The sequence below is a fragment of the Bradyrhizobium sp. BLXBL-03 genome, assembly GCF_051853015.1.
GTDB lineage: Bacteria > Pseudomonadota > Alphaproteobacteria > Rhizobiales > Xanthobacteraceae > Bradyrhizobium > Bradyrhizobium manausense.
Genome location: NZ_CP182470.1, coordinates 5,114,279 through 5,132,814 on the forward strand (window position 1 = coordinate 5,114,279; position 18,536 = coordinate 5,132,814).

General features: G+C 64.5%; 17 protein-coding genes. 5 read left to right on the top strand and 12 right to left on the bottom strand.

The genetic code is table 11. From position 1 onward, the window contains the following. Positions 1 to 6: 6 nt before the first annotated feature. Positions 7 to 837 (bottom strand): lytic murein transglycosylase, encoded by an 831-nt coding sequence (locus tag ACNJX9_RS24665; protein WP_439404616.1) that lies wholly within the window; start codon positions 835 to 837, stop codon positions 7 to 9. A 234-nt stretch (positions 838 to 1,071) separates the two neighbouring features. Beyond that, positions 1,072 to 2,931 carry a flavin-containing monooxygenase gene (locus ACNJX9_RS24670; protein WP_439404617.1) on the bottom strand — a complete coding sequence of 620 codons (1,860 nt, stop codon included), beginning with the start codon at positions 2,929 to 2,931 and terminating at the stop codon, positions 1,072 to 1,074. 225 nt (positions 2,932 to 3,156) lie between these two features. Between ACNJX9_RS24670 and ACNJX9_RS24675 the strand changes: the two genes are divergently transcribed. Next, positions 3,157 to 4,266, top strand: a complete 1,110-nt coding sequence (locus tag ACNJX9_RS24675) for a glycoside hydrolase family 172 protein (RefSeq protein ID WP_439404619.1) — start codon at positions 3,157 to 3,159, stop codon at positions 4,264 to 4,266. A 30-nt stretch (positions 4,267 to 4,296) separates the two neighbouring features. Here ACNJX9_RS24675 and ACNJX9_RS24680 read toward each other — a convergent pair whose 3' ends face one another. From ACNJX9_RS24680 to ACNJX9_RS24695, 4 genes are all read right to left on the bottom strand, one after another. Next, positions 4,297 to 5,163, bottom strand: a complete 867-nt coding sequence (locus ACNJX9_RS24680) for an efflux RND transporter periplasmic adaptor subunit (RefSeq protein WP_057758289.1) — start codon at positions 5,161 to 5,163, stop codon at positions 4,297 to 4,299. Next, positions 5,160 to 5,366: a DUF1656 domain-containing protein gene (locus ACNJX9_RS24685; protein WP_057758291.1), complete on the bottom strand. Its 207-nt coding sequence runs from the start codon at positions 5,364 to 5,366 to the stop codon at positions 5,160 to 5,162. Before ACNJX9_RS24685 ends, ACNJX9_RS24680 begins: the two co-directional genes overlap by 4 nt. Continuing rightward, entirely contained in the window at positions 5,363 to 7,414 is a 2,052-nt protein-coding gene (locus tag ACNJX9_RS24690) for an FUSC family protein (protein WP_439404621.1), read from the bottom strand. Before ACNJX9_RS24690 ends, ACNJX9_RS24685 begins: the two co-directional genes overlap by 4 nt. A gap of 190 nt (positions 7,415 to 7,604) precedes the next feature. Further along, positions 7,605 to 8,513, bottom strand: a complete 909-nt coding sequence (locus tag ACNJX9_RS24695) for an amino acid ABC transporter substrate-binding protein (RefSeq protein ID WP_439404623.1) — start codon at positions 8,511 to 8,513, stop codon at positions 7,605 to 7,607. Between the two features lie 189 nt (positions 8,514 to 8,702). On the opposite strand from ACNJX9_RS24695, the gene ACNJX9_RS24700 reads away from it, so the two are divergent. The 3 genes from ACNJX9_RS24700 to ACNJX9_RS24710 all read left to right on the top strand — a co-directional run bounded on the left by ACNJX9_RS24700 (position 8,703) and on the right by ACNJX9_RS24710 (position 11,660). Further along, positions 8,703 to 9,944: an amidohydrolase family protein gene (locus ACNJX9_RS24700; protein ID WP_439404625.1), complete on the top strand. Its 1,242-nt coding sequence runs from the start codon at positions 8,703 to 8,705 to the stop codon at positions 9,942 to 9,944. Between the two features lie 36 nt (positions 9,945 to 9,980). Next, positions 9,981 to 11,186, top strand: coding sequence for an amidohydrolase family protein (locus ACNJX9_RS24705; RefSeq protein ID WP_439404627.1), 1,206 nt, complete (start codon positions 9,981 to 9,983; stop codon positions 11,184 to 11,186). 150 nt (positions 11,187 to 11,336) lie between these two features. Beyond that, on the top strand, positions 11,337 to 11,660 hold the full coding sequence (locus tag ACNJX9_RS24710) for a hypothetical protein (protein WP_439404628.1): 324 nt from the start codon (positions 11,337 to 11,339) through the stop codon (positions 11,658 to 11,660). Between the two features lie 14 nt (positions 11,661 to 11,674). On the opposite strand, the gene ACNJX9_RS24715 is transcribed toward ACNJX9_RS24710, so the two are convergent. The 6 genes from ACNJX9_RS24715 to ACNJX9_RS24740 all read right to left on the bottom strand — a co-directional run bounded on the left by ACNJX9_RS24715 (position 11,675) and on the right by ACNJX9_RS24740 (position 17,141). Then, positions 11,675 to 12,592 (bottom strand): DUF1932 domain-containing protein, encoded by a 918-nt coding sequence (locus ACNJX9_RS24715; RefSeq protein ID WP_439410120.1) that lies wholly within the window; start codon positions 12,590 to 12,592, stop codon positions 11,675 to 11,677. After that, positions 12,589 to 13,455 (bottom strand): hypothetical protein, encoded by an 867-nt coding sequence (locus ACNJX9_RS24720; protein WP_439404630.1) that lies wholly within the window; start codon positions 13,453 to 13,455, stop codon positions 12,589 to 12,591. The genes ACNJX9_RS24715 and ACNJX9_RS24720 overlap by 4 nt, the downstream gene beginning before the upstream one ends. A 45-nt stretch (positions 13,456 to 13,500) precedes the next feature. Further along, positions 13,501 to 14,214, bottom strand: coding sequence for a PIG-L deacetylase family protein (locus tag ACNJX9_RS24725; protein WP_057758306.1), 714 nt, complete (start codon positions 14,212 to 14,214; stop codon positions 13,501 to 13,503). A 50-nt stretch (positions 14,215 to 14,264) separates the two neighbouring features. Next, positions 14,265 to 15,149: an amidohydrolase family protein gene (locus ACNJX9_RS24730; protein WP_439410121.1), complete on the bottom strand. Its 885-nt coding sequence runs from the start codon at positions 15,147 to 15,149 to the stop codon at positions 14,265 to 14,267. 29 nt (positions 15,150 to 15,178) lie between these two features. Continuing rightward, on the bottom strand, positions 15,179 to 15,889 hold the full coding sequence (locus tag ACNJX9_RS24735) for a TetR/AcrR family transcriptional regulator (RefSeq protein WP_439404631.1): 711 nt from the start codon (positions 15,887 to 15,889) through the stop codon (positions 15,179 to 15,181). Positions 15,890 to 15,995: 106 nt separating this feature from the next. Further along, on the bottom strand, positions 15,996 to 17,141 hold the full coding sequence (locus tag ACNJX9_RS24740) for a mechanosensitive ion channel family protein (RefSeq protein WP_439404633.1): 1,146 nt from the start codon (positions 17,139 to 17,141) through the stop codon (positions 15,996 to 15,998). A 121-nt stretch (positions 17,142 to 17,262) separates the two neighbouring features. Between ACNJX9_RS24740 and ACNJX9_RS24745 the strand changes: the two genes are divergently transcribed. Further along, the gene (locus ACNJX9_RS24745) at positions 17,263 to 18,516 is read left to right on the top strand and encodes a DUF763 domain-containing protein (protein ID WP_439404634.1); all 1,254 of its coding nucleotides are present in this window, start codon (positions 17,263 to 17,265) and stop codon (positions 18,514 to 18,516) included. Positions 18,517 to 18,536: the final 20 nt, after the last annotated feature.

The window sequence follows — 18,536 nt, forward strand, 5'->3', positions numbered from 1 at the left end:
AGCAACTCAACGCACCGACGCCGTCCCGCCACCCCCGTCGATCTGCCGGCCCATCAGCGCAATGGCCTTTTGGTAGACGCCGGCCGCATTCCAGGCCTGGATGGCGGCGAAATTCGGCTCGCCCGGCTGGTAACCGGCTCCCGCACGCCAGCCATTGGCCTTGAGGAAGTTCGCCGTCGAGCTCAGCGCGTTGGCGGCGACGTCGAGATTGCCGGTGCCATAGGCCAGGATGTTCTTGGGCATGAACTGGGTCTGGCCGACCTCGCCATGCATGGAGCCGCGGGTCGCCCCTGATAGCACACCGCGGTCGACCAGCTTCAGCGCCGCATAGAGCTGCTCGGTGAAGAATTCGCGGCGACGGCAGTCATAGGCCAGCGTTGCGATCGACGACAGCATGTTCTGGTTGCCGCGCTGGCTGCCGAAGCCGGTTTCCATGCCCCAGATCGCGATCAGCGGTCCCGGCGGCACGCCGTAACGCTGCTCGATCGAGGCGAACATCGCCGCCTGGGATTGCTTCAGAGACCGGCCGCGCGCCACGATGGTGGTGGCGCCGCGCTTGGCCAGGAACTGGTCGAGGGACAGCGAAAAACTGTGCTGGCTGCGGTCGGCATTGATGGTGGCGCTGGCGTAATTGGTCTGCATCAGCGCCGCGATCGCGGTCTGGCCGATGCCCTTGCCCTGCGCTTCCGCGCTGAACTCGCGCTTCCAGGCCTCGAAACCGCCGGGCCCGTTGCCGCATTGCGCAGCCATGGCCGAGGGAGCCAAAAACAACACCAGGGACAACAGCAGCGCGGCCGCGCCGATCAACGCCGTCGCAACGGTCCTGCCCTCAGTCATTCCTGCGCTTCCTTCTTTCAGATTTGCGCGACCGGCTGGCGCGCGGGCATGATCCTACGTCAGCCGTATCAGCTCAAGCCCCGACCGGTGCAATCAATGCAAGCAATGCGCTTGACATGAATCAAAGGCTGCCGTCGGTCCCGAGCAGGAAATCCACCATGAGGCCCTGGTGCTGCCGGTACATGTCTGTTCCGGTCGCGGTGACGCAGCCGTAGGGGGCCGGGATCATGCCGTTCATGCGGAGATCGGAGCGCCGTCGCTGTTCGCGTCGGCGCCATAGGTCAATTCCAGTCCGTCCAGATTGCCCTCCTTGCGCCAGATGGCGAGCAGCCTGAGAAACGCCATCGGTCCGCGCCAATACTGGCTGTTGCGCGCCGCGATCGGATCGAACACGCCTTCATTGTTGTAGTAGCCCGGCGTGCATTCGGCGAGATAGGTCTGGCGGCCCACCGCGGCCTTGACGACCTCATCGACCCAGGCGTTCTCGGCCGCGAGCGTCGGCTCCAGCGTTCGCGCGCCCCGCTTGCGCGCCTCTGATATGACATAGGCGATGTGCTGCGATTGCTCGTCGATGATGTGCGGGAAGTTGGCGCTCTGGCCGGCCTGCACCGTCACGATCAGGAAGCAGTTCGGGAAGCCGCGGCTGTAGAAGCCGTGCATCGTCTTGACGCCATCGCGCCAGCGCGCGGACAGGCTCATGCCATCGCGGCCGTAGACTTCAAACCCCATGCGGCGCGCATAGTCGGTGCCGACCTCGAAACCGCTGGCATAGATCAGGCAGTCGAGTTCGTAGGCCTTGCCGCCGGCGACGACCGCATTCTCCGTGATGGCTTCGACGCCCCTGCCTTTGGTGTCGACGAGATGCACATTGGGACGGTTGAACGTGTCGAGATATTCGTCGTGAAAGCACGGCCGCTTGCAGAACGCCTTGTACCAGGGCTTGAGCGCCGCTGCTGCCGCCTCATCCTTCACGATCGCATCGACGCGGGCGCGGATCTCCTCCATCTTGCGATAGTCGGCCTGCTCGATCACCTTCAGCGCCTCTTCCATCGAGGCGACCTTGTGCTTCTGGCGGCGCGGCGCCAGCAGGATCTCGCCGAGCAGGCCGGTCCAGCCGTCCTGCACCAGATCCTGCTCGAACGGCTCGCCTGAAATCACCGCAGTGAAATTGTCCATGCGCTCGCGCTGCCAGCCGGGCTTCAGGCTTTCCACCCAGGCGGCATCCGTCGGGCGGTCGGCGCGCACACCGATCGCGGACGGCGTGCGCTGGAACACGTAGAGCTCTTTGGCCGAGCGGCCGAGATGCGGCACGCATTGCACCGATGTGGCGCCGGTGCCGATGATGCCGACGCGCTTGTCGGCAAGCCCGGTAAGACCGCCCTCCGCACTGCCGCCGGTGTAAGCATAATCCCACCGGCTGGTATGGAAGCTGTGCCCCCTGAAGCTCTCGATGCCGGGGATACCGGGCAGCTTCGGCCGGCTCAGCGGGCCTCCCGCGAGAATGACGAAGCGCGCGCGAATGCGATCGCCCCGATCGGTCTCGACCAGCCAGCGCCCCTCCTGCTCCTGCCATGTCATGCGCGAGATGACGGTCTGAAACAGCGCACGCGCGTACAGATCGAAATGGCGGCCGATGCGGCGCGAATGTTCGTAGATCTCCGGCGCGCGCGCATATTTGCGCACCGGCATGTAGCCGGTCTCTTCCAGCAGCGGCAGGTAGATGTAGCTCTCGGTATCGCAGGCCGCGCCCGGATAACGATTCCAGTACCAGGTGCCGCCGAAATCGGCGGCCTTTTCCACAATGCGGAAATCGTCGATACCGGCCGCGCGCAGACGCGCGCCACACAACAGGCCGCCGAAGCCACCGCCGACAACAAGCACTTCGGTTTCTTCGCTTAAGGCTTTGCGCGCAAAACCAGCATCGGCCCAGGGATCGTCGAGATAGCGGGCAAAGTCGCCTGTTACCTCGACATATTGCGCCTTGCCCTCGGAGCGCAGACGCAGGTCACGCTCGTCGCGATAACGCGCACGCAAGGCCTGGATGTCGATCGTAGGTACGCCGGCTGTTTCGGTCTTGTGTCTTTCCGCTGACATCGATCTCCTCCACCGCGGGCCGCTGCTTCGCCGGCAGCTCGTGCCACTTAGCCCCGAAAAAGAGACGCATGCAATCGCGTCCATCGGAGATGGCAGGAACGCCCTCTTGCTCTCGTCGTCCGCAACAACGGTGCGTCCGCTCTTTCGCTACGCCGTCATCTTCATCTTTTGGTAGATTCGGCAGCGATATATCCCTGATATCGCTAACTCCTGATCGAGGACATCATGGCGTTTTCCGGATTGGGCCTGCATCTCGGCAATTTGTCGCGCCTGTCGGACGCGCAGACGCGGTCGATCAGCCCCGAGAATTTCACCGGTGAAAAGGGCAAGGGCGGCATGTCCGTCGATGGTCCGGCAGCGCGTCAGGCCCGCGACCTCGGCCGAGGCTGGAAGGTGTCTCCCTATGTCGTGATCGAGCCCGGTGCGACGTTCACGCTCGCGGACATCGAGGGCCAGGGCGCGATCCAGCAGATCTGGATGACGCTGGCGCGCGGACGGCTTCGCCATTCCATTCTGCGCGTGTACTGGGACGACCAGGCGCAGCCGAGCGTGGAATGCCCGGCCGGCGATTTCTTTGCCTGTGGCTGGGAGGAATTTGCGCAGGTGTCGTCGCTCGCGGTCTGCGTCAATCCGGGACGCGCCTTCAACTGTTATTGGGAGATGCCGTTCCGCAAGCGCGCGCGCTTCACCCTGGAAAACCGTAGCGAAGAGGCACTGACCGTCTACTACCAGATCAACTACACCCTGACCGAGGTGCCGGAAGACTGCGCCTATTTCCATGCGCAGTTCCGCCGCACCAATCCGCTGCCCTACAAGGAGGTCTACACCATCCTCGACGGCATCAATGGCCGCGGCCATTACGTCGGCACCTACATGGCCTGGGGCGTCAACAACAACGGGTGGTGGGGCGAAGGCGAGATCAAGTTCTTCATCGACGGCGACGGCGAATTCCCGACCATCTGCGGTACCGGCACCGAGGACTATTTTTGCGGGGCCTATAATTTCGATCCCCATGTCGCGCATGCCGGCCAAGGGCAATCCCGCTATGTGGAGTTCACCACGCCCTATGCCGGCCTGCCGCAGGTGATCCGGCCCGACGGCGTCTACAAATCGCAGCAACGGTTCGGCCTGTACCGCTGGCACATCCCCGATCCGATCCGCTTCCAGAGCGACCTGCGCGTGACCATCCAGGCGCTCGGCTGGCTGCCCGGCGTCAGGGAATCGAAATATCTCCCGTTGCAGGACGACATCGCCTCGGTCGCGTTCTGGTATCAGGCACTGCCGACGGCAATATTCCCGGAGCTGCCCGGGCCGGACTATCTGGAAATAGCTTAGGGCGTGATCCAGAAAAGAGTACGATGCGCATCAATTCAGTACCTCCACCGTCGCCGAGCGCCCCGCGACCAGCGAGATTGCCTCGGGAACGGAATCCAGCGCGATGCGCACGGGCACACGCTGGGCGAGACGCACCCAGCTGAACGTCGGATTGACGTTGGCAAGCAGATTCGCACCTTCAGCGCGGTCGCGGTCCTCGATGCCGGCGGCAATGCTCTCGACATGGCCCGTGAGGGTCGCCTTCTCGCCCATCAGACGGACCTGAACCTTGTCGCCGACGCGGATGCGCGCAAGCTTGGTCTCTTCGAAATACCCCTCGACATGCAGCGTGTCGGTGTCGACCAGCGCCATCACGCCCCTGCCCGCGGAGACATAAGCGCCGGGCCGCAAATCCATGTTGGTGATCACGCCGTTCACGGACGCCCGGACCTCGCTGCGATCGAAATTGAGCTGGGCGACCGCGCGGTCGGCGACCGCGGCATCGAAGGCGGCCTTGGCCTGAAGCTGGGTCGCGAGTACCTGCTCCTGCTTCTGCTGCGACACCGCGTCCGTTGTCAGCGCGGTATAGCGCTTCAGATCGGCATTGGCCTGGTCGAGCGTGGCCTGATGACCGGCGACAGCCGCATCGGCCTGCCGCAGCGCCAGCGCAAAGCGCTCACGATCGATCCTGAACAGCACGTCGCCGCGATGGACCTTCTGGTTGTCCTTGACCAGCACTTCGGTGACGAAGCCGGAGACATCGGGCGCGACCTGGACCACGTCGGCCCGCACGCGGCCGTCGCGGGTCCAGGGCGATTCCATGTAGTAGCCCCAAAGCTCGCGGCCGACACCGATCGCGGCGATAACAGCGATGATGGTCACCGCAAGCCGGCCGAGCCAGGCAAAATTTCCTTTCATGACAGATACTCCGAGAGATAGACGATGCCGCCGAGCAGGCAGACGAAGACTGCGAAATCGAACAGCGCGCGGTGCCAGACCAGGCGGTAGAGGTCGAAGCGCTGCATGATCCGGCGCAGGAGCGCGCTCAGCACATAAGCGACGATGATCCAGAGCAAGAGCGCCGGCACCAGCACACCGTAGATGTCGATCACATATCTCATGCCGCCACACTTGCATCTGCGCGCGGCCGATAGGCCGGCGCGTCCGGGAACAGGCCGCGCCTGATACCGACGAGGCCGATCAGCGCGTCTTCCCGCGCGCTGTCATTGGGATCCTTCACCGCCTGGCCCAGCGCCCGGTCGACGCTGGCCAGAAGCTCGCGCGGCATGCCCCCGCCCGCATAGTTGCGGCAGGCGATGGCGAGCTGGTCGAGCATGTCGTCGATGACCGCGATGGTCGACGCCGCGAGCCCGTAGCGCGCCCGGCGCAGATCGATGATGTTGATGCCGATGCGGAGCTGCACGAGGCTATCGGCGTCGCGCCGGTCGCTCTCGGACAGGAAGGCGATGCGCTGCACCAACAACCCGAGACGGTGCAGCATGAGCCCGGCGAACTCCGCGCGATCGCGTTTGCCGCGCCGTTCGGCAGCGATCGCGATCGTGATCCAGCTCGACAGCACCAGGCGGTTGGCGATCCACTCGGCGCCCACGCCCCGCGCGATCCGCGTCACGACCTCCGCCATGATGACGCCGACGAAGAACGCGACAGCGGAATTGGCAAAGGATGCAAAGTCGGCCGCGTAGGTCGATTGCAGCGCGAGCAGTGTCGCGGTGTTGGCGGCGAGCGCCATGCCGGTGCCCGCCGTGGCGGGCCGGCTGATCAGCAAGCCATAGAGCAGGAAAGTCGGCGCCAGCGCAACGATCAGGACCTCGATATGGGAGATCGCGGGAATGATCGCGAACAGATAGATCGCGACCACGACGATGCCGACCAGCGACCACAGGCCGAAACTGCGGATGAATCGCGCGGGCTCATCCTGCGCGGCGAAGAACGAGCAGGCCACGGCCGCCATCATCGGCGCCGAGGCGCCGTCCGGCCAGCCCGTGCCGATCCAGAACGCGCAGGAGATCAGGATCGCCACGGTCGCGCCCGCTGCCGACCACAGTGCCAGGCCGCGATCGCGGTGACGCACCGGCGCAGCGCCAGCCTCGGATCGAAACGCCAGATCGAGCGTGGAGACGTTGCGGTTCTCGGCAATGGCCTCGGTCAGCGCACGGCAGTCGCGCGAGAGGTCGACCAGATCGCGCAACCGCGCCAGCAGGCTGGTGGTGATGATCCGTTCCCAGGACGCGCTGTCGTTCAGCCCCGCCTGCTGCTCCGCTATAGCGCCGCGGACACGGTCGGCCGGCTGCCGCGCGCTGACGTCACTTCCAATCCATTGCGCAAGCTCGTCCAGCAGGCGCTTCAGCTCCGGCTGGCGCTGCAGGGACTCCTCGCCCAATGCAGCCAGACGGTCCTCGATCGAGGCGATCACGGGCAGCAAGGTCAACATCCGCAGCCGGATTTCGCCGAGGCCGGTCACGGCATTGCGGTCGGTCAGGCGATCATAGGCAAGGTGAGTAGAGAGCGTGTCGATCTCGACGATATCGGTCGCGAGCTTGAGGCGCTTGTCGCGGCGCGTTTCGTCGCTCGCCTCCCGCAGCAGAACGACCTGGCTGAGGCGGCGTGCATCGGAAAGCCAGGTGTCGACGCGATGAGCCACGGCCGGCGCGACGCTGCGGGGGAACACGATGGTCGAGACCAGGCTGGCGCAGATGATCCCGAGCGAGATCTCCTCGAGGCGCGCCACCGCGGTGTCGAAGATCGCGTCGGGCGCGGAGACCGAGGGAAAGCCGATCAGCGCGACCGTGTATCCGGCCAGCATGAACAGATAGCTGCGCGGCGTGCCGTCGAGCAGCGACAGATAGAGGCAGAACCCGACCCAGAGCGCGATCGCGAGGCATAGCAGTTCCGGCGCATTGATCAGATTTGGCACCAGCGCCACCGTCATGGTGGCGCCGACCAGGGTGCCGATCACGCGGAAGAGCGCCTTCGAGCTGGTGGCGCCGGCGAGCGGCTGCGAGGTGATGTAGACCGTCGCCATGGCCCAATAGGGCCGCGGCAGGTCCATGGCGAGCGCAATGACAAGCGCCAGCATCGAGGCGGCAAACGTCTTCAACGCGAAAATCAAGTCCGCGTGGCGGACCAGGAACGGCTCACTTTCGCGCATGACTATTTCGCCTCTGGAAGCGCCGCTGCCCCGAGCAGGCTGGCCCGCTGCTCGATGCGCTGGTGCGTCGCGAAGGTTATCGCAAGTTCGTCCCCACCGATATCCTTCGGGCCTCGCCCACCCCTGTCGGATGTAGCGTTTTGGCACGGCGGTCTCTCCCCGGCGGCGAGAGATGGAAGCCGCCCCCGCCTCACTTCACCGCATACACGTCCGGATCGGCGCTCGAGCTCGGGTTCTTGAAGGCGGCGCGCAAGGCCGGCGACATCGGAACGTTGTAATTGATGCCGTTCGGCGGGGTCGGCGATTCCAGCCACTTCCTGTAGAGCACCTCGATCTCGGGGCTTGCGTAGAGCTCCGCGGTCGCGCGATCGGCCAACGCCTTGAACGGCGCGTCGTCCCGACGCAGCATGATCCCGTAGGGCTCCGGCTTGGAGAAGGTCTCGTCGCTGATCATGAACTGCGCCGGCTCCTTCGAGCGCGCAATGGCGACCGCGAGCTGGATATCGTCGAGCGCGTAAGCCTGCGCGCGGTCGGTCTCGAGCAGCAGGAAGGCCTCGGCCTGATCCACGGCCGGCATGATCTTGATGCCGAGATTGCGCTCGGTGTTGACCTTGGCGAGCTGGTTCAGATTGACCGAGCCCGCCACAGCCGTGACCGCCTTGCCCTTGAGGTCGTCGATGGTGTTGATGTTCGCGGCCTTCTTGGCGGCAAAGCGCGTCGCGCTGAGGAAGTGCGTGTTGGTGAAGGCGACCTGCTTCTGGCGGTCGGCATTGTTGGTGGTCGCCGAGCAGTGCAGGTCGAGCGTGCCGTTGACCATCAGCGGGATGCGGTTCGAGGAGGTCACCGCGACATAGTCGACGGCAATGTCGGGCATGCCGAGTTGCTTCTTCACGGCCTCCACGATTCTGAGGCAGATATCCATGGCAAAGCCGACCGGCTTCTGGTTGCCGTCGAGATAGCTGAAGGGCACCGAGGCTTCCTGATAGCCCAGCGCAATTTTCCTGGTCTCCTTGACCTTCTGGAGCGTACCGGAGAGATCTTCGGCGGACGCTGCGCCGGCAAGACAAGTGACGGCCAAGAGAACGGCGGGTAGACGCATCGAAAGCTCCTGAAAAGGTCGCGCCGCCATGCCGGGCGCAATCGAGGCGGTGATAGCCCAGTCGCCCGCCAGCCACCAGACCGGCCTGGGTCTACCAGCTATCGCGGCTTTCGATATGGCGGCAGGCCCTTCGTCTCCGCTACATTGGCACGATCCAGGACTCGCCGATCTATCAGCCAGATCTTCTCCATGACCGCCCAGACCGCTTTCGACCTGATCTTCCGCAATGCCTTGCTACGATCATCCCCGACACCCGTCGATATCGGCGTGAAGGGCGGACGCATCGCTGCGATCGAACAAAATCTCGCCTGCGAGGCCGTCGAGGTCGATCTCGGAGGACGGCTGGCGGTGCCCGGATTCGTCGACACCCACGTCCATCTCGACAAGGCCTGCCTGCTCGAACGCTGCGGGCACATCCACGGCACGCTCGGCGATGCCATCCGCGCCGTCTCGGCGATGAAGCGGGATTTCAGCACCGACGACGTCTATGCGCGCGGCGCCAAAGTGCTCGAACGCGCCATCGTGCACGGCACGACGCGGATGCGCACCCATGTCGAGATCGACCCGCGTATCGGCCTGCGCAGCTTCGAGGCGATCAAGGCGCTCAGGCGCGACTACGACTGGGGGATTGATCTTGAGCTTTGCGTGTTCCCGCAGGAAGGGCTGACCAATGATCCCGGCGCCGACGAGCTGCTGGTTCAGGCCCTGCGTGACGGTGCCGATGCAATCGGCGGCTGCCCCTATACCGACACCGACCCGAATGCGCATCTGGCACGCATCTTCGACCTCGCCCAGGAGTTCAATCTCGATGTTGACCTCCATCTCGATTTCGATCTCGATCCCTCCTGGTCGCATCTCGACGAAGTCATCAGGCAGACCGAGCAACGCAATTACGGAGGCCGCGTCGCAATTGGGCACGCCACAAAGCTTTCGGCCCTACCGCCGGAGCGGCTGAAGGCCGCCACCGCGCAATTGGCCAAGGCCGGCGTCGCCGTTACCGTGCTGCCGTCGACCGACCTTTATCTGATGGGACGCGAGGCCACCCACAACGCACCGCGCGGGCTGACGCTGGCGCACAAGCTCGCGGGCGAGGGCATCGTCTGCTCGATCGCGACCAACAATGTGCTCAATCCGTTCACGCCGTTCGGCGATGCCTCGCTGCTGCGAATGGCGAACTTCTACGCCAATGTTGCCCACGCCGCCGTCGGCGATTTCGACACCTGCCTCGATCTCGTCACCGAGCTGCCGGCGCGGCTGATGAATCTCAGGGATTACGGGATCGCGATCGGCAAGCCTGCCGATCTCGTCGTGCTCGATACCAACGACAGCCGCTTCGCCATTGCGGAGCTGCCGGATATCCTGATGGGATTCAAAAGCGGGCGGCAGACGTTTGAGCGGTCGCCGGCCAGGCTGCTTCGCTCACGAAACTGAACCAGGCGCGACACATCGACCCGACGGAGCAACCGGATGGCCTTCGACAAGATCTTCCTGAACGCACGCTTCGATGGCGGGGCGCGGCATCACATCGCGGTCAAGGATGGCCTGATCGCTGCGCTTCTGCCGGCCGACGCGCCCATCGGCGGCGCCGAGACTATTGATCTCGGCAATGCCCTTGTCGTTGCCGGCTTCGTCGAGGGCCACATCCATCTCGACACCAGCTTCTACGGCGACGCCTGGCGTCCGCACAAGCCGTGCACTGATGGATTCAACGTGCACGAACGCGTGGCCTTCCAGGCCGAGAACATGGCCGAGGCGGCGCCGATGGACGTGCGGGCGCGCAACCAGCTCGATCTCTGCATCGGCAACGGCTCCACGCAGATGCGCAGCCACGTCATGGTCGATGGCTCCGTCGGCCTGAAATCGCTCGAGACGGTCCTGCGCGTGCGCGAGGAATACAAGAGCTTGATCGACATCCAGCTCGTCGCCTTTCCCCAGAGCGGCATCCTGACGAGCCCGGGCACGCCGCAATTGCTCGATGAGGCCATCGGCCTCGGTGCGAACCTCGTCGGCGGGCTCGATCCCGCCAGCTTTGATCGTGATGTCGAGAAGCACCTGGACGTCGTGTTCGGCGTCGCCGAAAAGCACGGTGTCGACGTCGACATCCATTTGCACGACATGGGCACGCTCGGCGCCTTCGAGATCGAGCAGATCGCGGCGCGCACGCGCGCGCTCGGCATGCAGGGCCATGTTGCCATCAGCCACGCTTACGGGCTCGGCGATATCACCCTGGACCAGCTCAAGAGCGTCGCCGACATCCTCGCCCGCTCCGGCGTCGCGATCATGACCAACGCGCCGGGCGCCCGCGCCTTCCCGCCGATCCTTATCCTGCGCAGCGCCGGCGTCACCGTGTTCAGCGGCAACGACAATATCAGGGATTCCTGGTGGCCCTATGGCGACGGCGACATGCTGCGCCGGGCGACGACGCTCGGCTATCGCTCGGGCTTCAACACCGATGAGGAGCTACGTGTCGCCTTTGACGTCGTTACCGTGTCAGGGGCCAGGGCGCTGCGGCTTGAAGGCTACGGCCTGCATGTCGGCGCCCAGGCCGATTTCGTGACGTTGAACGCCGAGCATGTTCCGGAGGCCGTGGTCGCCGTGCCGCAAGGCCGCGCTGTCTACAAGGCAGGTATGCTCGTCGCGCGCGACGGCAGGATGGTCGGGAAACGTCCCTGATCCCCACCGCTTTCCGGCCGGATTCATCGCCAATCGCTTCCAAGACCGAGTCCAGTAGAATCCCGGACCGTAGCGCCACGCGTTGCTAGAAAGGTGGCCCTCACCCTAATTGGGCACGCGCACTGACCATCTGCGTTCTCCGGGGAAGTTATGGATACGTTCGGCGCATTCAGCAGCCTTGATTATCAATCCATCCGGGCCAGGACGCCCGCCGAGACCGCCATCAAGCGATTGAGCGGCATCGGCGAGGTGCTGTCGGGGCTCGACACCGCCACGATCCGCTCGACGGACGATATGGCCCGCGCGCTGCGCACGCTCGATACCGCCGACAAGTGCATTCGCATGATCCTGACCGAATTCAAAAGCGAGCGTACCAGGGATGTCACCCGGGAAGCCGATCGCCTGATTGACTCGATCGAACTCGCCCGCGATGAAATCTCGGGCCTGCACCACGCCGGCGAAGCCGCGAGCTGAGCGCTTGCTAGGCGCTAACGCTTGATCTTTGCGAGAATACGATCCGCCTCGGTACGCCAATCGGCGCTGCGAGCGAATTCCTGCGTACCCTTCGGCCCGAACAATCCCCCATCCGCGAGATCTGCGACCCAGGCCTGACGCTCCGCGGTGCCCTCCGCCGACCAGGGCGTCAGGCCGGCCTCACGCACCGTCTCGGCGACCTCACGCACCTCTTCGGCGCGGCGACGGCCGTGCTCGATCACCCGCTGGAAGAAATAGGCGCCCTGCTTCTCCCAGTTGATGCCGGGAAACGTCTCCGCGAGTGAAGCCAGCACCGCATCCTCGACGCCATAAGCGCGTGCGGTCGTAAAACTTTCGATCACCAGGGCCTCCAGGCCCTTGATCATGATGCTGCGGCACATCTTCACGGCCGAGGAAACGCCGAGCTTGTCGCTGGCGACCTTGGCCGCAAAGCCGATCGCGTTCAGCAGCGGCTCCAGCTCCCTCGCACCGGGGCCACCAAGCAGCAGTGGCACCTTGATGCGATACGGCGGCACCGAGGTCATCACGGCGCCCTCGACATAGCGTCCGGCAGCGCCATCGATCAGCGCTGCTGCACGCTGCTTGGCGCCCGGCGAGGCCGAATTGAAATCGAGAAACCATGTGCCCCTGATGATCGCATCAGCGCAGGCTTTTGCCACCGGCACGGCCTGGCTGGCGGTAACGGCCGAGATGATGAAGTCGGATTTTGCGGTCAGTTCGGCATGAGACGCTGCGAGCATCACGCCGAACCTCGCAGCATGTTGCTTCATCGCAGCGCCCTGCCCGCCTCCGAGCTTGATGTCGTAAGCCGCGACCTTGATGTCCTGCTGGCGCAGATCCTCGGCCAGGATCCGGCCGACCTCGCCATAGCCCACCAGCCCGATCTGCCACCGCTTCGGATCCGCCATCAGTTCAGTCCTCGTGTCGTCGCGTCAAAAAGCTCCTCGACCGCATAGCGGCGCGGAATCAGCGCCTGCTGGAATGCGTAGTCGACGATCAGCTCCAATGGTTTTCTGTTCGCTTCAATCCCGAACGGCAACAGATCGGGCGTCGCCGCCCCCATCTGCTCCTTATTTCGCTTGAGCAGATCATAGACAGCAGCGACGATTTCGGGGCGCGTTTTCGCGAGGCTTTCGGTCACGACCACGAGATGATTGACCGGCACGACGCCGCGGCGCGCATACCATTTGGCGGCTTCCGTCGCGGGATCGGGGAAGAGCGACTTCAGCTGGGGATTGTCAGTGGTCTCGCCAAGGACGGCGTCGACCTCGCCATCCAGCAGCATCTGCAGGACCTTCTTGTCTTTCGGCGCCCGCTCGGTGGTGTCGACATATTCGGCGACGTGCGGATCCTCGAACGTCACCCATTTGATCTTGTCGAGATTGACACCGTAATCGTTGGCGAGGATGCCCCGGATCCAGGCCCCGGTCGTCGTGGTGAACGAGCGGATGCCAACGCGCTTGCCTTCGAGATCATCAGGTCCAAGCGTCCCGCGCGCGGGGTTGTACAGCGCATAGGCATGCTGGAAGCGGCCGAGCATGGTCGCCGGCAACAGCACCAGCGGCTTGCCGTGCGCCTTCGCCATCAGATAGGTGACGATCGCCATCTCGCAGACGTCGAACGCCTGCTCGCGCACCATCGGTTTGAACGCCGTGTTGGTCGGCGTGTACTCGATGAAGTCGAGCTCGAACAGGTCGGCGCGAAGCTCGCCGCTCTTCACCGCCTTGACGTGAGGGTGATTGCCGAGCACGGCCCTCAGCTTGAGACGATCCATCGGCGCGCCCCCCCGATCAGACGATGTTGCGAACGAGGACCGGCTTCATGCCAGCTCCTCCGCAACCGTCGGAAACAGGCGCTGATAGGCTTCGCCATAGGTCATGGGCACGCCCGTGTTGCGGCTGCCCTGGATGCCGCGGTTGAGCGCGACGCGCTCGTAATAACCCCAGAGATGCTTTTGCGCGGCGAGAATCTGGAACGCCTCGTACTTCTCTTTCCATACCTCGTCGATCTTGAGCAGCAGGTCCGGCTTGTAATTGCACTGCTCGGGCTGGTGCGGCTCGAACAGGAACACCGGTGGCGCGGAATATTTGTACTGCGCGCCGGGCTTGTGGCCCATCGCCTGCGCCACCACGCGCGTCTCCTGGGCGAAATGCGCCGCGTTCGGATGGTCGAAATTGTAGGGGTCTTCCAGCGCGTGCGTCAGCACGAAGCTCGGATTGAGTTCGCGGTAGATGTCGACCATGCGGTCGAAATGCGCCTCGGTCAGCTTGAGCGGATAGTCGCCGCAATCGAAAAATTCGATCTCGGCACCGAGCAGCTTTGCCGCCCGCTCCGCCTCGTCCTTGCGGCCGGCCTTGACCGATTGCAGCGTCGCGCCCTTCTCCTTCCAGGCGAACTGGCTCTCGCCGCGCTCGCCAAAGGACATGCAGACGATCTTCATGCGATAGCCCTTCTTCGCATGCAGCGCGATGGCGCCGCCGGCACGCCAGACGAAATCGCCGGGATGGGCGGTGATCACGAGACCGGTTTTCATGGGAGAACTCCCCTCTTCTGAATTAGACGCCCTGTCGATCGCCACCGCGGTCATCCGTCGAATCCAAACAGGCGCGCGGGATTATCGACCAGGATCTTTTGCTGGAGCTTCGGCTCCGGCGCGAACAGCGGGATCAGGTCGACAAGATCGCCGTCATTCGGCATCACCTTGACGTTGGGATGCGGCCAGTCGGTGCCCCAGATGACGCGGTCCGGTGCTGTCTCGACGATCTTTCGCGCGAACGGCACGGCATCGGTGAAGGGCGGACCGGCCGAGGACACACGCTCCGAGCCGCAGATCTTCACCCAGCATTTTTCATCGCGCTGCAGCAGCTCGATCAGGATCTTGAACGGGAGCTGGTCGAGCCCTTCGGCGGCCTTGACCCGCCCCATATGGTCGATCGTGTAGCTCAGCGGCAGCCTGGTCAGCATGTCGGCATAATCAGGCAGATCGATCGCATCGAAATGCAGATCGATGTGCCAGCCGAGCGGCGTCACCATCGCGACGATGCGGTCGAAAACGCGCTTGTCGGGCACGCCGCCGAGATGGCGGACGAAATTGAAACGGCAGCCGCGGAAGCCGCCTTCGTGCAGCACGCGCAAGCCCCGCTCGGTGATGCTGTCGTCGATATTGGCGACCGCGCGGTAGGCGCCGTTGCTCTCAGCGATGGCGTCGAGCGCCACCGTGTTGTCGGTGCCGTGCACGCTGGCATTGACGATGACCGCGCGCTCGACGCCGAGCTTGGCGTGCAACACCTTGAAGTCCTCGAGCGGCGCATCCGGAGGCGTGTAGGATCGGTCGGGCGCGTAAGGATATTTCGCGCCGGGGCCGAAGATGTGGCAATGCGCGTCGCAGGACAGTTTTGGCAGCCTGAACTTTGGCGTGCGCGTGTTGGGATCGGGCGGTGGAATGGTTGGCGTGTACGTCATCGTCATCACTTGAACCGCCGAGCGAGACGTTTCTTTCAAGTCTTGTTGCTTGCGACAGTCGGCCGCCGCGCCGGCACGGCCTGATCCAGCGCCGGCGCCTGGAACGCGGCCACGGTCGCCTGCACCATCTGCTCGATGGCATTGGCGGCATCGCTGCCGTCGGCCTCGCCGCGCGACAGGCGCGAGACACGTTCGGGCGTCACCAGCGAGTAGTAAAGCGCGCCGAGCAGGAAGTGGCTGCGCCAGACGATGTCGGTGCGCGGAATATGCGGCAGGCTGTCGTGGATCGCGTCGATGAAGGCGTGGCTGGTGTCGTCGAACGTCTGAGCGATGATCTTTCGCGCCACTTCGTTGCCCTCGGCCGACATCACCGCGCGCAGCCGCGTGAAACGAGCGCCGCCACCGGCAAGATCACTGCCCGAGGTGAAGGCCGGCACCACATAGGCCCGAACGATGGCTTCCAGCCGGTCCTGCAGATCGCGCACGCGCCTGGCGGCGGCGAGCAGCTCGGAGCGGCGCAGATTCATCGGTCCGCAATGGCGCCGGTAGATCTCCAGCAGCAGGCCGTCCTTCGTCTTGAAATGATAGGTGACGCTGCCGGGATTGGCGCCGGCCGCGTGCGCGATGTCGCGCACCGACACGGCGTTGAAGCCATTGGTGGCGAACAGCTCCTCGGCCGCGGCGAGAATCGCCTCGCGCATGTTCGGCTTGCGGGCCGTTTCCTTGCTGGTGGGCTTGCGTGCCATGCTATTTGTACTATCGTACAAAAGAACAGGTCTCGTCAACAAAAACCAGGGGCAACGTCCGGAAAGCTGAAGGCTGCCGACATCCGCACGCAGCGAGGCTCTCCTCTCAGTTGTGCGCGCCCGCCCGCATCTTCTCCGGCGCGGCCGGACGCCGGAGCAACTCGGCATCATCGCCCCCGCCCTGCGGGATCAAGATGGCGCGCTCGCGCGGCAGTGCCTCCGGCATCTCGTCGCGGATGAAGGCGATCAGCTTCTCCCTGACCTCGCAGCGCAGGTCCCAGGATTGCGGCGCGTTCCGCGCGCTGACCAGCGCGCGCAACTCGATGGTGCGCTGGTCCGCATCGATCACCTGGAGATTGACCACTGCACCGTCCCATAGCTTGGATTCCTTCACGGCTCCCTCCAGCCAGCGCCGGATGCGCGGCACGTCGGCGCGGTAGTCGACATGGAGCGCGATAACGCCGATCAGGGAGGCGGTATCGCGGGTCCAGTTCTGGAACGGCTTTTCGATGAAATAGGACAGCGGCACTACCATGCGGCGCCAGTCCCATAGCCGGATCACGACATAGGTCGCGGCGATGTCCTCGACCCAGCCCCACTCGTTCTCGATGATCACGGCATCCTCGATCCGGATCGGCTGGGTGATGGCGATCTGCAGGCCCGCGATCAGATTGCTGAGCAGCGGCCGCGCCGCCAAGCCGACGATGATACCGGCCGCGCCGGCGGAGGCGAACAGGCTGACGCCATATTGCCTGACCGAATCGAACGTCATCAGCGCCGTCGACACCGTGATGATGACGATGATGATGTCGGTCACGCGCTTGAACACGCGCACCTGGGTCACGTGCTTGCGCGCGACGAAGTTTTCGGTGACGTCGCGAAAATTCTGCAAATAGCGCGCCGCGCTCATGTCGACGATGCGGATCGAGATCCAGCCAATCAGCGCGATGAAGGCAACCACGAACAGGCGCGTCAGCGGGTTGCGGAACGCATCGTCCAGCGGCGCGAGCGGCAGCACCAGCGCGACGGCGGCAAGACACAGCGCGAGCTGGGTCGGCCCCGCCGTGCGCTCGATGAACACGCTCAGCAGCGGAAGCCGGGTTCCGAAGGTGCGATTGAGCAGCCAGGCTGCGAGTCGATAGAAGGAGAGCGCGATCAGCATCGCCCCGGCGACCAGGCCGAGACCGATAAACCATGACGGTATCCACCCGAACATCCTGTCGATGTCGGTCATGACGGCTTGGCGATTCATTCATGTCCCCGCAATTGCGTTGGCGACCCAACGCTCTTTCGGCGGCTTCGCTCCCACGCCCAGTGCAATGCAGCATCCCTCTGGTGCAACCGTCGCCGAATTGCGCTATGTGTGGGCAATCATGACTCGCCGAACCGGCAGCGCCGATCTTCCCTTGCACACCGGACGAGTTCCGCCGTGGCTGGCGAGCCGCATGGCATCGCTGGGTGCCATCGTCACGCAAGCGATCGTGCTGCATTATGGCCGCGACGCGTTCATGCAGCGGCTGTCGCATCCGTTCTGGTTCCAGTCGTTCGGCGCCGTGATGGGAATGGACTGGCACTCCTCAGGCATCACGACGTCGGTGATCGGGGCGCTGAAGCGCGGGCTCGGCCCGCTCCAGGACGAACTCGGCATCTATGTCTGCGGCGGCCGCGGCCGGCATTCGCGCAAGACGCCGGACGAGTTGTCGCAGCTCGGCGACCGCGTCGGCTTCGACGGCGCAAAGCTCACGCGCGCCAGCCGCCTCGTGGCCAAGGTCGACAGCGCCGCCGTGCAGGACGGTTTCGATCTCTATCTGCACGGCTTCTTCGTCACCGCCGACGGCAAATGGACGGTGGTGCAGCAGGGCATGAACGGCGACAAGCGCCAGGCCCGCCGCTATCACTGGCATTCTGAAGCGTTAAAGAGTTTTGTCGACGCGCCCCACAGCGCCATCGACGGGCCGCAGCAGGGCGAGATCGTCAATCTCACCGACCATCGCGCCGACATCTCGCGCAGCGCGCAGCTCGAGCTGCTCAACGAGTTCGGCCCCGATCGCATCCTCACCGAATTCGAACGGCTTTCGGGCAATACGCCCGAGCCGGAGCAGGCCATGCTGCCGCATCTGATCATGCCCGCGCATCATGACGTCAGGCCGAAAGACGTGTTCGCACGCCGCCTGCATGGCACGCTCGCGGCCGCAGCCGAGCGCGGACCGGTCGATTTCCCTGAACTGTTGCTGACGCCGGGCGTCGGTGCGCGCACCGTGCGATCGCTGGCGATGGTCGCCGAGGTCGTGCATGGCGCACCCTATCGTTTCAAAGATCCTGCGCGCTTCTCGCTCGCCCATGGCGGCAAGGACCGGCATCCCTATCCGATTCCGATCAAGGTCTATGACGAGACCATCCGCGTGCTGAAGGGCGCGATCCAAAGCGCGAAACTCGGACGCGAGGAAGAGATGCAGGCGATCAAGCGCCTCGACGACCAGGCGCGACGGCTTGAGCGCACCGCAAGCGGGCCATCGGTCGAAGCGTATATCGCCGGTGAGCGAGAGGCTTCGCCCGGTCTCGATGGCCGTTCCGTGTTTGGCTGGGAGCACGATCTCGTTGCCGCGACAAAAAAGCGGACCGGCTGACACCGGTCCGCAAGTCAGCG

Excerpts from the sequence above, each read along its gene's own strand:
- ACNJX9_RS24690 (WP_439404621.1), bottom strand. The coding sequence starts at position 7,414 with ATGCGCGAAAGTGAGCCGTTCCTGGTCCGCCACGCGGACTTGATTTTC.
- ACNJX9_RS24665 (WP_439404616.1), bottom strand. The coding sequence starts at position 837 with ATGACTGAGGGCAGGACCGTTGCGACGGCGTTGATCGGCGCGGCCGCG.
- ACNJX9_RS24730 (WP_439410121.1), bottom strand. The coding sequence starts at position 15,149 with ATGACGATGACGTACACGCCAACCATTCCACCGCCCGATCCCAACACG.
- ACNJX9_RS24725 (WP_057758306.1), bottom strand. The coding sequence starts at position 14,214 with ATGAAAACCGGTCTCGTGATCACCGCCCATCCCGGCGATTTCGTCTGG.
- ACNJX9_RS24720 (WP_439404630.1), bottom strand. The coding sequence starts at position 13,455 with ATGGATCGTCTCAAGCTGAGGGCCGTGCTCGGCAATCACCCTCACGTC.
- ACNJX9_RS24695 (WP_439404623.1), bottom strand. The coding sequence starts at position 8,513 with ATGCGTCTACCCGCCGTTCTCTTGGCCGTCACTTGTCTTGCCGGCGCA.
- ACNJX9_RS24745 (WP_439404634.1), top strand. The coding sequence starts at position 17,263 with ATGACTCGCCGAACCGGCAGCGCCGATCTTCCCTTGCACACCGGACGA.
- ACNJX9_RS24685 (WP_057758291.1), bottom strand. The coding sequence starts at position 5,366 with ATGAGATATGTGATCGACATCTACGGTGTGCTGGTGCCGGCGCTCTTG.
- ACNJX9_RS24735 (WP_439404631.1), bottom strand. The coding sequence starts at position 15,889 with ATGGCACGCAAGCCCACCAGCAAGGAAACGGCCCGCAAGCCGAACATG.
- ACNJX9_RS24710 (WP_439404628.1), top strand. The coding sequence starts at position 11,337 with ATGGATACGTTCGGCGCATTCAGCAGCCTTGATTATCAATCCATCCGG.
- ACNJX9_RS24705 (WP_439404627.1), top strand. The coding sequence starts at position 9,981 with ATGGCCTTCGACAAGATCTTCCTGAACGCACGCTTCGATGGCGGGGCG.
- ACNJX9_RS24680 (WP_057758289.1), bottom strand. The coding sequence starts at position 5,163 with ATGAAAGGAAATTTTGCCTGGCTCGGCCGGCTTGCGGTGACCATCATC.
- ACNJX9_RS24675 (WP_439404619.1), top strand. The coding sequence starts at position 3,157 with ATGGCGTTTTCCGGATTGGGCCTGCATCTCGGCAATTTGTCGCGCCTG.
- ACNJX9_RS24740 (WP_439404633.1), bottom strand. The coding sequence starts at position 17,141 with ATGAATCGCCAAGCCGTCATGACCGACATCGACAGGATGTTCGGGTGG.
- ACNJX9_RS24670 (WP_439404617.1), bottom strand. The coding sequence starts at position 2,931 with ATGTCAGCGGAAAGACACAAGACCGAAACAGCCGGCGTACCTACGATC.
- ACNJX9_RS24700 (WP_439404625.1), top strand. The coding sequence starts at position 8,703 with ATGACCGCCCAGACCGCTTTCGACCTGATCTTCCGCAATGCCTTGCTA.